Genomic DNA, 13,727 nt, shown 5'->3' on the forward strand with positions numbered 1-13,727 from the left:
GTAACGGTGCGGGGTCCGGCCCGGTCAGCCGGCCACGTGCAGCCCGAACCCCGTGCGGCCCGGTGTCTCCAGCCCCTCCTTCAGGTGCAGTGAGGGGATCTCGTAGTCGCCGAAGTTCTGCCGCCGGAACGGGATCGGTTCCGTCGACTCCAGGGTGAGCAGGCGCTGCTCCCACGCCTTGGCGACGTCGGTGAAGTCCGCGTCGGTGATCCGGTCGGCGCCGTGGAGGACGAACGGGGGCAGCACCTCGATGCCGGGGTAGTACAGGATGCCGTGGTGGATCGGGAACAGCAGGTCCTCGATGGGGCCGTTGATCCCGCGGGCGGCGTAGTGCGACTCCGGGCCGCCCACGGTCACCGACAGCAGGGCCCTGCGTCCCGCGAGGGTTCCCTCGCCGAAGCGCTCGCCGTATTTGGTGTCGCTGTGCTCGCCGACGCCGTAGGCGAAGCGGTGGGTGAAGACCCGGTCCACCCAGCCCTTGAGGATCGCGGGCATGGTGTACCACCACAGCGGAAACTGAAAGATGACGGTGTCGGCCCACAGCAGCTTCTCCTGCTCGGCGAGCACGTCCGGGGTGAGTGTCCCGGCGTCGAAGGCACGGCCGGAGTCCTGGGCGACATGCAGCGGGCTGGACGCGTGGGGCCCGTAGTCGGCGGCGTCCACGACCGGCTTCCAGTTCATCGCGTACAGGTCGCTGACCCGTACCTCGTGCCCGCGGGCCCGCAGCGTCGACACCGCGAGGTCCTTGAGCGAGCCGTTGAGCGACCTCGGCTCGGGGTGGGCGTGGACGATCAGCGTCTTCACGGGGGCTCCTTGGGATCGGGGTGCCCTCGATTCTGGGCGGCGCGGCATCCGGTGTTCAGGGGCGGCGCTTCCGACGGACCGGACTTCCTGGTATCGGCAGGACCACCCTCACCGGCCGCCGCCGCGGCCATACTTGGGGCCATGGACGATCTTGCGGGCTTCCTGCGTACCCGGCGTTCCCGGGTCGATCCGGCGGCCGTCGGCATTCCGGCCGACAGCCGCCGCCGGGTCGCGGGGCTGCGCCGCGAGGAGGTCGCGCATCTGTCCGGAGTCAGCGTGGACTACTACGTGCGCCTGGAGCAGGGCCGCGCAACCCAGCCCTCCGAGCAGGTCCTCGACGCGCTCGCCCGCGTCCTCGGCCTGGACGGGACCGAGCGGGAGCACCTCCACCGGCTCGCCCGGCAGCGCCGGCGCCGCGCGAACGCCCCGGCCGCGCGACTGCGCCCGGAACTGCTGCGTGTCCTCGGTCTGGTCACCGACGCGCCCGCGCTGATCATGAACCACCGGCTGGACGTGCTCGCCGGCAACCGGCTCGCCGGGCTGCTCTACGGCCGCCCGCTGCCGGGCCTGAACACCGCCCGGCACATCTTCCTGGAGGAGACCGAGCGCGGCCTGTACGCGGACTGGGAGAACTGCACGCTCGACGCGGTCGGGCATCTGCGCCTGGCCGTCGGGAAGTACCCGGACGACCCCCGCTCGGCCTCGCTCATCGGCGAGCTGGCCATGGGAAGCGAGCGCTTCCGCCGCCTCTGGGCCCGTGCCGACGTACGGGCCCGTACGCACGGCCGCAAGGCGTACCGGCATCCGTTGGTCGGGCTGCTGGAGCTGCACCAGGAGAACTTCGCGCTGCCGGACGACTCGGGTCTGGAGCTGCTGGTGCTGTCCGCGGCCCCCGGCAGCCCCACCGAGGACGGGCTGCGTCTCCTGGCGGGCCTGAGCACGGACGACGGTGAGGGGCGGAGCGCGGGGAGTGCCGGTGGCCGCGAGGGGATCGACGGCGGCGGGCCGCTGGCTGGGGCGGGTCGCCAGGAGCCTGCTCCGTCGAAGGCACGGGACACCCCTCAGATGCCGTAACCCCCGGGGACCTCGCGCGGGACGGCGTCCGGCATCGCGGCCGGTGGCGCCTCCGACACGGCCGTCCGGTGGCCTCCTGGCGACCGGCACCGTTCGGGCAGCCGTGCTGCCCCTGCCGTGCCTCACGCGCCCTGGTGTTCTCGCCCGGACGGTGTCCACGATGGGCTGACGCGACGGAAGGTGGAAGACGGTGGCGCACCAGCGGCGGAGCCGGCAGGACGGGCGGGGCGACGAGGCGGCAGAGGGGCGCAGCGCGGGTCCGGCGCCCCGCTCGGACGCCGTCGTCCCGGCCGGACCCGAGCGGGCGGTGAGTCCGGGCAGTGTGGCGGCGCTCCAGCGGTCCGCCGGGAACGCCGCCGCGGCCGCCGCCGTGCAGCGGTCGTCGGTGCACCAGGTGCTGCGCAAGGCGGGGAAGCCGCTGGACGCCTCCGTGCGCGGGGAGATGGAGGCGCGGTTCGGTACCGGCTTCGGGGACGTGCGCGTGCACAGCGGGGCGGACGCGGAGCGGTCGGCGACCGAGATCGGTGCCCGTGCCTACACTGCGGGCAGCCATGTCGTCCTGGGACGCGGCGGCGGTGACAAGCACACCCTCGCGCACGAGCTGACGCATGTCGTGCAGCAGCGCAAGGGGCCGGTGTCCGGCACCGACTCCGGGCACGGGTTCGCCCTGTCCGATCCCTCGGACCGTTTCGAGCGGGCCGCGGAGGCGAACGCGCACCGGGTCATGTCGGGCCCCGTACCGGACCGGGGCGGCGCGTCCGACGCGGTGCAGCGGGCCGCCGCCGCGGACCCGGAGACGGTCCAGCGGGCGCTGGACATGAAGCTGGAGAAGGCGCGCGTCTCGCACTACTCGCCGTCGAAGAAGGGTGCGGGGACCGCTCAGGACCTGCCGATCGAGCGCCCGCACGAGGTGAGCGGGCCCGTCCGCAAGACCGGCACGAAGGGCAGGCCCGCCGCGCCCAACCCGATCGCGGTGCGCAAGCTCCAGCAGGCCTACAAGTCGAAGGCGGCCGCCGGAAAGTGGAAGGTGCCCAGCGAGGCGGACGTGTGGCGGGACCTGTTCGGCGGGGCGGGGTACGACCGCGGGCATGTGATGGGTCTGGAGGTCGGCGGTGTGGACGACCCCAAGAACATCGTCCCGCAGTGGTCGCTCAACCAGGGCACCGGCATGTGGCGGCGCATGGAGCAGGCGCTCGCCGAACTCGACGCGGGCACCGTGCGTTTCGAGGTGCACTACGCGTCGGCGAACGGCAACCACCGCGCGGTGATGGTGCCGACCCGGATCGACGTCTACCACGACGGCGCGGCCTACAAGCAGTGGAACAACGAGCCGGACACCAACGACCTGATCAGGTCCGGTGCCGACCCGAGCGACCTGTTCTTCTTCTACGAGCAGGCCATGGAGGACCTCGGGCGCAGCTCCGGTGACACCCTGACGCACGCGGAGATGGACGCGTTCGCCCTGCGCGCGCTCGGCGCGGACCGGGCCGACATGCTCTCGCACAACGACTACCACGACGCGGTCGCGCAGGGAGACACGCCCGCCGCCGACGCCGCCGACCAGCACGCGGCGGGCATGTCCAAGTCCGCCATCCCCGCGGACCGCCGCAAGAAGCAGATCGAGCGGTTCGTGGCCGCGGACCTCGTCACTCAGCACGGTACGGGCGACACGGCCACCTACACGCTGCACGACGCTCCGGGCCCGTCGCCGGACAGCGACTCCAGTTCGTCGAGCGGTTCGGACGTGGAGATGTCCGACGGATCGCAGTCGCAGGGCCAGCCGTTCATGACGATGACCTTCGACTCCCAGAGCAGCGGCGACGAGTACCAGGGGTCGGACGACCAGATGTCGACGTCCCCCTGAGCCGCACCGGCTCTGCCCGCCCGCCGGGGCGGGTGCCCGGCGCCGCCGTCAGGCGCCGGGCGAGCCGGAGCGGGGCGACTCGCGGGCGGAGCCGGAGCGGGTGTTGGGCGGGGTGCTGGTGTCCCGGAAGCACAGGTCGTGCCCGTGCCGGCGGAACAGTTCGCTGACGAACTCGTCCAGCGCGGCGATCTCCTCCTCGCGGGAGTGGATGTCGGCGAGGGCGGCGCGCTGCTCCAGGTCGATGGCGCGCTGCTTGTCGAGCCACGCCTGGTCGGTGGGCGCCTGCGGCAGTTCCTCGAACTCCCGCTGCGTACGCACGGGGAAGCTCTCGACCGGTTCGAGGACGGCCGGGCCTCCGGAAGGGTCCTCGTGGGAGCGGTAGACGACGAAGACCAGGCCGTCCACCGCGCCTTCGGCGATGCGTTTGCGCAGTTCGGGCCATTCCAGGGTGCTGAGCACGCTGGAGGGGACGGTGCCGTCCAGGGCGTGGGCGGTGACGGTGCCGGTGAGGCCCTGGACGTAGGTGGTGGACAGGCGTTTCCAGAGCGCGGCCAGGGCGTCCGAGGCGCTCCAGGTGGGCAGGCCGAAGAGGAGGCCGTCGAAGACGCGGCCCTGGACGGACGCTTCGAGGACCACACCCCGGCCCACGCTCGCGTCCTCCGTGGGGATGGCCGAGTTCATCTTGGCCCAGAGCTGTCCATGTCCGGCGGAGGCGGCGGCGACCCGGTCGAGCGACTCCTGGAAGCCCTCCTTGCGCTGCTGCTGGACGTACCAGGAGTACTGGACCCGGTGGCCCTGCACCTGGCGGTTCTGGAAGCCGTCGATGATCCGGCCGATGGCGGACTCGTCGACCCCGGTGGGCCGCCCGGCCTTCATGTCGGCCTCGATGTTGTCGAGGAAGGACTCGATGCCGGACATGAAGCCGGGCACCGTCCTGAGCGCGTCGACCCGGTTGACGCGCTTGAGGAGTTCGTCCTTGTCCTGGACGAACTTGATCCTGCGCCGGTCGGCTCCGGTCATCGAGTGCGCGGACTCCTGGGAGTTCTCGCTGTCTTGCGACTCCTCGGACTTCTGGGAGGCGCGCGAGGGTGGCCGGGAGGACTGGGGCGACCGCTGCACGACCTCGTCCGAGCGGGCGTGTTGGACCAGCCGGGACACCGCGGCGTTGCCCGCCGAGCGCTGGAGTGCGAGGAGCGGCCTGTTCAGTGCGCCGGTGCCGGCCCGTGTCCTGTCGGCGCCGTGCGTTCCGTCCGGTTCCGTCCCGTGTCTGTGTGTTCGCAACGCGCTCCCTCACCCCGCTCGAGCGGAACCGGATCATCGTGGTGATCCCCCTCGAACGCTGAGAGGAGATCAAGCCAAGTTTGATTCGCCGTGAATGGCGCCTACACGCGGTTACCGAGAGAAATTCAGCCAAGACACCCGAACATAATCGAGCAAAACCGGTCAGAGGACCGACAGGACCGGGGGTCCGTTTTCTGAACTCCCGGCCCTGTCGCGGCTTTGCATCACGGCGCGTGTCCGTGAGCATGTCCGTGACGCCTTTGTCACCTGGTGCTACTGAGCACTCCGCTGACGTTGAGCACCTCATGACACCCCTGTGCCCGCCGGCCGGTGGCGGGGGTGCCCGGCTTGGCGCAGGTGACCTGGGCGGTGACCGTGTCGTTCGCGGCGATCCTGATGGGGGTGACCCAGTGGTAGTCCTGATTGCGGAAGGTCTCCAGCGCGATCGTCGTGATCTTCCGCTCGCCGAAGTTGATGGTCAGCACCCCTTCGTCGCCCTGGAAGTTGGCGACGACGATGTCGGTGACCTGGAAGACCTTGCCCGCGGGCACCGTGTAGGTGCCGGTCTTGTCCGTGCCGCCGGCCGTCTGCACGTCGATGGTGGCCGAACCCTGCTGGCCACCCGCGCCACCGCTTCCGCCAGGACCGCTCTCGGTGCCCGTGCCGTCGCCGCCGCCGGCACCCGGACCGGTGCCCGCGCCGCCGCTGCCGCTGCCGCCGCCGGGCTTGCCCTCACCGCTTCCGGTCTGCCCCGCCTGTTCGTCGGCGCCGGGAGTGGGCCGCTGCTGGACGACCTCGTCAGCCGCCTCCTTCGCCGCGCTGCGCACGGCGGGCCGCACCAGCGTGAACCAGGCGAGGAGCAGGGCGATCAGGGCGGCGAGCACGGCGAGCAGCCACTTGGGGAAGACCGGGATCTGCACGAACTCCGCGTCCAGCGGGGTGTGCACGGCGTCGGCCGGCTCCGGCCGCTCCGCGCCGGGTTCCTCCGTCTCGGCGACGGCGACCGTGAACGGCCAGACGACGGGGGTGCCGAACCACACGGGCTTGCCGATGCGCGCCCGCAGACCCACCTCGGCGGACTCGCCCGGTTCCAGCTTCTGTTCGGCCGGCTTGACGGTGAAGCGCAGCTCCTCGCCCGGCTGCGCGGGGGTGAAGCCCAGGGTGACCGGGCTGTTGCCCTCGTTGCGCAGGGCCAGCCGGTAGCGGCCGCGCAGCCAGCCCCGGCGGCGGCGCGGCGCGATCTCCGCGCGCAGCTGCCTGAACTCCTCGACCCGGACGGTCGATTCGGGCACCCGTACCGCCTCGGGGTGCTCCGTCGGCAGCACGCGCACGGCGAGCGGCAGCTCACCGGCCCGGACCTCGTGGGACCTCGGCGGTTCCAGACGGATCGTCACCGTCTCGGAGGTGCCCGGGTACAGGGAGACGCGCGCGGGCTCCACGGTGGCCCAGGCCGCGCACTCGCCGACCACTTCGAGGCCGTAGCCCTCGACGATGTCGCTGTCGTTGCGGACGGTCAGAGTGGTGGTGGCGATACCGCCGGGCGTCACCGACACCGCGGGGATGTCGGAACCGGGCGCGCCGGGGCTTGGGGTGGGTGCTGGAGACGTCACCGGGTGACCGTATGACGCGCTCTCCTCCCCTCCGAGAGACGCGAGGGCAAGCCCGCGGGCAGCGCTCGTGCCCCGCGCAGCACTGCCCGGCTCCCCCGGTGCGGGCCCCTGCCGCCCCTCGAAGACGGTGCGCGGGCCGACTCACGCCGCTCGGACCCGCACGCAGCACCACGGCGCGCCGCTCCACCCCCCACACGTTCGATGGAAACAGGACTCATGACCACGAGCTGCCCTCAGGCCAACCGTCCCGCCACCGCGGCCCCGGCCGCCCACACCGCCCCCTGGACCACGCCCGCCGGACGGCCCGAGCGGGTGTCCGTCACCGTCTACGCCCCCGATCCCGTCCTCTACGTCGGCATCGTGCACCAGCTCCGCCAGCGCCCCGAGATCGAGTTCGTCGAGGCCGGGGCGGACGACAGCGCCCAGGTTTCCCTGATCGCCGTCGACACCGTCGACGACGAGACGTCGGCGCTGCTGCACCGGCTGCGGCACGACTCCGCGACCCGGACCGGCCTGGTGGTCGGCACCTTCGAGTCGGGTGACGCGCTCCAGCGCGCGATAGACAGCGGTGTCGCCGCGGTGCTCCGCCGCGCCGAGGCCGACCAGGACCGGCTGTTGCGGCTGGTCCTCGCGATCGCCAAGGGGGAGGGCATGCTGCCCGGCGACCTGCTCGCCAAGCTCCTCACCCATGTGGGCAGCATGCAGCGTTCGCCGCTCGATCCGCGGGCGGCGTCGCTGTCCACGCTCGCGCCGCGGGAGACGGAGATGCTGCGGCTGGTGGCGGAGGGGCTGGACACCGGGGAGATCGCCCGCAAGACCTCCTACTCCGAGCGCACGGTGAAGAACGTGCTGCACGAGGTGATCACCCGCCTGCAGCTGCGCAACCGTGCCCACGCGGTCGGCTACGCCCTGCGCAACGGCCTGATCTGACCCGTGCACCGCCCTCCGGCGGTCGGCACACTGCCCGAAAGCCCCTGAACCCCTTCCCCCGGGAGCGTCCCGCCGGCCCTGCCGCACCAGGGACGGCGGCGCCCAGGATGGCGGACGGTTGTGCGAAAGCGGAGTGCGGACGGTGAGGTGGGCCCGTGACGGGCACGGACAAGGCCGGCGGGTGGCGGTACCCGCTGGAGCGGATCGGCCTGGCGTTGCTGCTGCTGGTCCCCCTGCTGGCGGTGACCGCGGCCGCCGGTCCCGGCACGGCGAAGGCCCGGCCCCGGGCCGGTGACGCGGCGGTGACCCGGATCGCCTTCGCGGGCACCCGGCACCGCAGCCTGGGCCGGGTGGCGACGACCAAGTCCAGCACCCCGCTGTTCGGGGAGGGCGTGACCCACTACGACGTGGAACCCTCGGCGCTGGGCGAGCAGTTGGTGTTCGCCGGCCGCCGGGACGAGCGGAACCCGCAGGTCTATCTCCGGGCCGCCGACGGCTCCGTGACGAAGCTGACCGCCGGCCGGGACGCGGCGCATCCGCGGCTGACGCCGGACGGCCGGTCGGTCGTCTTCGACTCGGCCGAGCCCGGCGGCCCCGGGGGCCGCACCCAGCGCGACCTGTGGCTGGTGCGCACCGACGGCACGGGCCTGACCCGGCTGACCGACACCCCGGCCGACGAGGAGTGCCCGACGGTGTCGCCGGACGGACAGCGGCTGGCGTACTCCAGTGACGCCGATCCCCTGGCCGGGCAGCAGATCTACGTCCGCCCGCTCGGCGGCGGCACCGCGAACCGGGTCACCGATCCGGCGAACGGCACGGCGGGCGAACCGGCGTGGAACCCGGTGGACACCGCCGGGAAGCGGGACATCGTCGCCTACACCGCGACCACCGCCGAGGGCCCCAAGCTGCGCTACGTCTACGCGAGTTCGGGTGACGGCGGCCCGCTGCTGGGCGCCACGGAGGCAGGCTGGCGTACCCACGGGGCAGCCTGGTTGCCCGACGGGAACCAGCTGCTGTTCCTCAGCCCGGACCGCGACTGCACCTGCGAGGGCGACTTCGACCACGTCTTCCGGACGGTCGTGCACTCCGACGACGACGGCAACCGGTCGCTCGTGCTGACCGAGGACCGCGAGGTCGGTACGGCCACCTGGCTCGGTCCGGCCGACGGCGGCGGGGCCGTGGTGGACCGCACCACCGCCTCCGGACCGCACGTGGTGACCCTCCAGGACATCCGCGCGGACGGCTCCGACCCCCGCGACCTGGGCCGGGAGATCCTCCGGGAGGACCCGGCGGCCGACACCAACACCGATCCCGCCAAGGACCCGCTGTTCCAGCCCGCCGCGGGCTCCGACCCGTGGACCGAACGGCAGAACTACACCCCGGACGGGCGGCGGATCGTGCTGACCCGGTTCGAGGACTCCGACGCCGGACGCGTCGAGCGGATCTGGCTGGCCGACGCCGACGGCTCGAACCCGCGTGCCCTGCCGCTGGCCGGGCGCGGCCCGAAGGACTGGGACACCGACCCGACCATCTCCCCCGACGGCAAGTCCCTCGCCTTCCGGCGGACCTCGCCCGGCGGGACCGGGGACGCGGCCGGGCCGAGCCGCGTGCTCGTCGCGGACCTGGCCACCGGGGCGCTCCGGGGCACGGTCACCCCGCCGGCCGGACAGGCGCAGGGCACCGACGCCCAGCCCACCTGGTCGCCGGACGGCACCCGGCTCGCGTTCACCCGGACGCAGGTCGTCGCCGGCGGTGACGGCAACAAGCACATCTGGACCGTGCCGGTGGACCGGCTCGACCAGCAGCGCGACCTGTCCGCCGCCGACTGCCCCGGCGCCTGCGACGTCATCGACGACAGCCCGGCCTTCTCCCCGGACGGGCTGACCATCGCCTTCAACCGCAAGGCGGGGGGCGGCCGTGTCGACCAGCAGGGCGGGCTGCTGCTCACCTCGGTGACGGGCGACGACTGCCGGGTGCTGCTGCCCGCCGCCGCGCGCGGTCTGCCGGGCGCCTGTGGCCGGGAGCTGCCGGACGCCTCGGCCACCGGCCCGTTCCAGCCGCGGGACGCCGCCTGGACGGCCGACGGCACGGGGCTGGTGTTCAGCTCGCGTGCCGGGCTCGCGGTGAACAGCCCCGAGAAGCTGAGCCGGGTGGACGTGGAGTCGGGCACCCTGACCCCGCTCACCACCGGGCTGGGGGGCCGTCAGAAGGAGCCCTCGGTACAGCAGTCCGTGGATCTGGCGGTGCGGGCTCCGGACACCTCCGGGCAGGTCGTCGTCGGCCGTACCGGCACCGTCCGCGTCGACGTCGTGAACCAGGGCCCCGCGGCCTCGCCCGGCACCCGGTTCACCGTGGCGCCGCCCCTCGGGGCGACCGTCACCGGTCTGACCGCGCCCGGCCGGAACTGCGACGTGCGCGGCCTCACCTGCGACCTCGGCGTGGTGCCGCCCGGCGCCACCGTCCCGGTGACCGTCACCGTCACCGGGGTCACGCCCGGCGACCAGCCCCTGGACTGGTCGGTGACCGGCGCCGTGATCGACCCCGACCCGGGCGACAACACCGACCGCACGGTGGTCCCGGTGCGCGAGGCGCCCGCACCGCCCGACCCGACGCCGAGCCCGACCCCGACCGTTCCGACGCCGCCGACCACGCCCCCGGTACCGCCCGCGCCCCCGGCGCCGCCGGTTCCGGAACCCCCGGCGCCGAAGGCCGGGCCGGGCGTGACGGTCACCGCGAACCCGAACCCCGGCTATGTCGGCGGCCGCGTCGTCGTCACGTACACCGTGCGCAACGGCCGCAACGCCCTGGCCACCGGGCTCCGGCTGCGCATCGGGCTGCCCGCGAACGTGCCGGACAACGGGCCTCCGCCCGGCTGCGACACCGACTGGCTGTGCGCGCTGCCCGATCTCGCGCCCGGCGGCCGCAGCACCCTCCAGGTGGTCCTCAGCCCGAAGAAGGCGCTGACCGCCGAGGTGACCGGCACCCTCACCACCACCGGCACGGACGCCGACCGGAGCGACAACTCCGCCCGGCGGCGGCTGCGCGTCCTGCAGCCCCGGATCGTCGCCGTGCCGCCGATCGGCAAGCCCGGCTTCGTGACCTCGGTGCGCGGCAAGGACTTCCCGCCGGGCGCGCCCGTCCGGTTCCGCTGGAAGCCCGGCATCACGGCCGCCGCCGCGCCGACGGTGCCGCTGCCGGACGGCACGTTCATCGGGCAGCTCCTGATCCTGGCCAAGGACCAGACGGGCCCGCGCACCATCACCGCGAGCGGTCCCGGCTTCTCCCCGGTGAAGACGGACTTCCTGGTCGTCAACGGCAGTGTGCAGCCCCCGGACGAGGTGACCCGCCGGTGATCCACGAGGTCGACGAGGCCCTGCGCGGCCTGCTGGAGGAGTCCGGGCTCGCCGCGTCGGGCGTCGAGGTGGTGTTCGACGCGCCGACCAGCGAGTGGGCGGCCCGCCGCAGCGCGCCCACGGTGTGCGCGTTCCTGTACGACATCCGGGAGGACAACAGCCGGCGCAACAGCAGCGCGGGCGAGATCTACGACGAGGACGGTTTCGTCGTCGCCCGCCGCTCGCCCGCCCGCTGGTTCGAGCTGACGTATCTGGTCACCGCCTGGGCGAGCCGCCCGCAGGACGAGCACCGCCTGCTGTCACAGGTGCTGTCCACCCTGGCGTCCACGGACACCCTGGCCCCGCATCTGCTCACCGGCACGCTCGCCGAACTCGGCCTGATCGTGGGCCTGGACGCGGGCGGCACCGGACTGGACGCCCCGGCCGCGTCCGACGTGTGGTCCGCGCTGGGCGGCGAGCTGAAGCCGTCGCTCGGGGTGCGGGTACGGGCGCCGCTCGCCGGGATCGAGCGGGTCGCCGCGCCGCCAGTCACCGAGGGTCTGGTCGTACGGTCGGTGCCGCGGTCCCTGCCCGACGAGCCGGAGTCGGCGCGCCGGCTGCGCTACACGGAGATCGAGGACCCCGGCGCGGAGGGCTTCGGCGGGGGCCGGGAGCGGCGCCCCGCGCCCGCCCGGCGCCGCAGGAGGGGTGACCGCCAGCCATGACGGACAGCGTGGACCCGGAACTGTGGCGGCGGCTGGGCGCCGTGGAGGAGCGGGTGCGCAAGGCGGTCGCCGCACGGCGTGCCGTGGACCCCGACCCGGACGACCCCTACCGCGGCCAGTACCTCACCCCCGAGGCGGCGCGGCGCGTCCTGGACCACCGGCGCGAGCCGGCTCCCCTGGAGCCCGAGCGGCCCCAGGAGGACTCGCCGCTCGCCCTCCTGGCACGGGACTTCGGCCTCGCCCCGCTCGATCTCGACCTGCTGCTGGTCGCGGCGGCGCCGGACCTGGACGCGCGTTTCGAGCAGCTCTACGGCTATCTGAACGACGACCTCACCCGGCGCCGGCCCACCGTGGGCCTCGCCCTCGAACTGTGCGGGCACTCCGGTCTCTCCCCGGCCCGCTTCCGCCTCTCCCCCGGCGCGCCGCTGCTCGCGGGCGGTCTGCTGGAGGTCCAGGAGCCGGAACGGCCGCCGCTCTCCAGGGTGCTGGCGGTGCCGGACCGGGTGACCGCCCATCTGCTCGGCGACTCCGCGGCCGACGCGGCCCTGCGTCCCGTGCTCGGGGAGCCGACGCCCGACCCCGCGGCCGACCCCGGCATGGTCGGGCGGGCCGCACGGGCGGCCCTCGGCGGCACCGGTCATGTGCACCTGCGGGCCGTCGGCGGTGCCCCCGAGGGCCTGGCGGACGCGGCACTGCGCGAAGCGGGCCGCCCGCCGCTGGTGCTGGACGCGGCCGCGCTGGCCCGGCAGGCCCGTGCGCTGCCCGAACTGGCCGCGGCCGCCGCCCGCGAGGCACGCCTGACGGGCGCCGGAGTGGTGCTCGGTCCGCTGGACGCCCTCCCCGACAAGCCGTCCGAGCGGACGCACGCCCTGCGCACGGTGTGCGCGGCGCTGACCGGTATCCCCCTGTTCACCTACGGCGCGCAGGTGTGGGACCCGGGGTGGGCGGTGCGGACCCCGGTGTCCTTCACGGTGGGCCCGTCCTCCCCGGAGCAGCAGGCCCTGCGGTGGCGCTCCGCGCTGGAGGCGGCCGGTGCTCCGCCGGACGGCGCGTCGGGCGAGGAGCCCGCCCGCGCGGTGGCGGCGCACCGGCTCGACTCCGGGCAGATCCGCCGTGCGGCGGACGCGGCGGTGCGCACGGCGGCCCTGGCCGGGCGGCCGGTGGACGCGCGGGACGTACGGGCGGCGGTGCGGGCGCAGAACGGCGCGGGGCTCGCCCGGCTGGCCCGCCGGGTGGAACCCGCGGTCGGCTGGGACGACCTGGTGCTGCCGCCCCGGACCCTGCGGGGGCTGCGCGAGCTCGCGGTGCGCGCCCGCCACCGCGACCGGGTGCTCGGCCAGTGGGGGATGCGGCCGGGCGGGGGCCGGGGGCGTGGCGTGATCGCGCTGTTCGCCGGGGAGTCCGGCACCGGCAAGACGATGTCCGCCGAGGTGGTCGCCACCGACCTGGGCATGGACCTGTACGTGGTGGACCTGTCGACGGTGGTCGACAAGTACATCGGGGAGACCGAGAAGAACCTGGAGCGGATCTTCACCGAGGCGTCGGCGGTCAACGCGGTCCTGCTGTTCGACGAGGCCGACGCGATCTTCGGCAAGCGCTCCGAGGTGAAGGACGCCCGCGACCGGCACGCCAACATCGAGTCGGCCTATCTGCTCCAGCGCATGGAGTCCTTCGACGGGATCGCCGTGCTGACCACCAACCTGCGGGCCAATCTGGACGAGGCGTTCACCCGGCGGCTCGACGTGGTGGCCGACTTCCCCGTGCCCGACGCGGCGCAGCGCCTGGCGCTGTGGGAGCGGTGCCTGGGCGAGCGGCTGCCGCGCGCGGCCGATGTGGATCTGGCGTTCTGCGCCGACCGGTTCGAGCTGGCGGGCGGTTCGATCCGGTCGTGTGCGGTGACGGCCGCGTATCTGGCGGCCGATTCGGGGAACGAGCTGACGATGCGGCAGGTGGTGGAGTCGGTCGCGCAGGAGTACCGCAAGCTCGGCCGGCTGGTCCTGGCGGCGGAGTTCGGTCCCTGGCTCGCGCAGGTCACGGGCGTCTGACCCTGCACGCGCGGTGCGGCCCGCCCGCCCGTGCGGGCAGCCGGGCTGCCCCCGGGCAGGGC

The 13,727-nt window shown here is 74.0% G+C and carries 9 protein-coding genes; 6 read left to right on the top strand and 3 right to left on the bottom strand.

All coding sequences use genetic code 11. The features are described from left to right. Positions 1-24 precede the first annotated feature (24 nt). Positions 25-804 carry an NAD(P)H-dependent oxidoreductase gene (locus tag ABZ898_RS04685; RefSeq protein ID WP_361652740.1) on the bottom strand — a complete coding sequence of 260 codons (780 nt, stop codon included), beginning with the start codon at positions 802-804 and terminating at the stop codon, positions 25-27. A 141-nt stretch (positions 805-945) separates the two neighbouring features. Here ABZ898_RS04685 and ABZ898_RS04690 point away from each other — a divergent pair, with 141 nt between their 5' ends. Continuing rightward, complete coding sequence (locus ABZ898_RS04690) at positions 946-1,878, top strand: helix-turn-helix transcriptional regulator (RefSeq protein WP_361652742.1); 933 nt, start codon at positions 946-948, stop codon at positions 1,876-1,878. A 322-nt stretch (positions 1,879-2,200) separates the two neighbouring features. Beyond that, on the top strand, positions 2,201-3,742 hold the full coding sequence (locus ABZ898_RS04695) for a DUF4157 domain-containing protein (RefSeq protein ID WP_361653122.1): 1,542 nt from the start codon (positions 2,201-2,203) through the stop codon (positions 3,740-3,742). A 48-nt stretch (positions 3,743-3,790) separates the two neighbouring features. On the opposite strand, the gene ABZ898_RS04700 is transcribed toward ABZ898_RS04695, so the two are convergent. Together ABZ898_RS04700 and ABZ898_RS04705 are read right to left on the bottom strand one after the other, a co-directional pair. Further along, positions 3,791-5,023 (bottom strand): hypothetical protein, encoded by a 1,233-nt coding sequence (locus ABZ898_RS04700; RefSeq protein ID WP_361652744.1) that lies wholly within the window; start codon positions 5,021-5,023, stop codon positions 3,791-3,793. Between the two features lie 263 nt (positions 5,024-5,286). Further along, complete coding sequence (locus ABZ898_RS04705; protein WP_361652746.1) at positions 5,287-6,633, bottom strand: hydrolytic protein; 1,347 nt, start codon at positions 6,631-6,633, stop codon at positions 5,287-5,289. Between the two features lie 216 nt (positions 6,634-6,849). On the opposite strand from ABZ898_RS04705, the gene ABZ898_RS04710 reads away from it, so the two are divergent. The 4 genes from ABZ898_RS04710 (at position 6,850) to ABZ898_RS04725 (ending at position 13,665) form a co-directional block, all read left to right on the top strand. Next, complete coding sequence (locus ABZ898_RS04710; RefSeq protein ID WP_361652748.1) at positions 6,850-7,563, top strand: response regulator transcription factor; 714 nt, start codon at positions 6,850-6,852, stop codon at positions 7,561-7,563. Between the two features lie 155 nt (positions 7,564-7,718). Then, positions 7,719-10,916, top strand: coding sequence for a hypothetical protein (locus ABZ898_RS04715; protein ID WP_361652750.1), 3,198 nt, complete (start codon positions 7,719-7,721; stop codon positions 10,914-10,916). Then, a complete protein-coding gene (locus ABZ898_RS04720; protein WP_361652752.1) occupies positions 10,913-11,620 on the top strand; it encodes a DUF4255 domain-containing protein in 708 nt (235 codons plus the stop codon). The genes ABZ898_RS04715 and ABZ898_RS04720 overlap by 4 nt, the downstream gene beginning before the upstream one ends. Next, positions 11,617-13,665, top strand: coding sequence for an ATP-binding protein (locus ABZ898_RS04725; RefSeq protein WP_361652754.1), 2,049 nt, complete (start codon positions 11,617-11,619; stop codon positions 13,663-13,665). Before ABZ898_RS04720 ends, ABZ898_RS04725 begins: the two co-directional genes overlap by 4 nt. The last annotated feature ends 62 nt before the right edge of the window (positions 13,666-13,727 follow it).

The sequence above is a fragment of the Streptomyces sp. NPDC046860 genome (assembly GCF_040645115.1).
Lineage (GTDB): Bacteria > Actinomycetota > Actinomycetes > Streptomycetales > Streptomycetaceae > Streptomyces.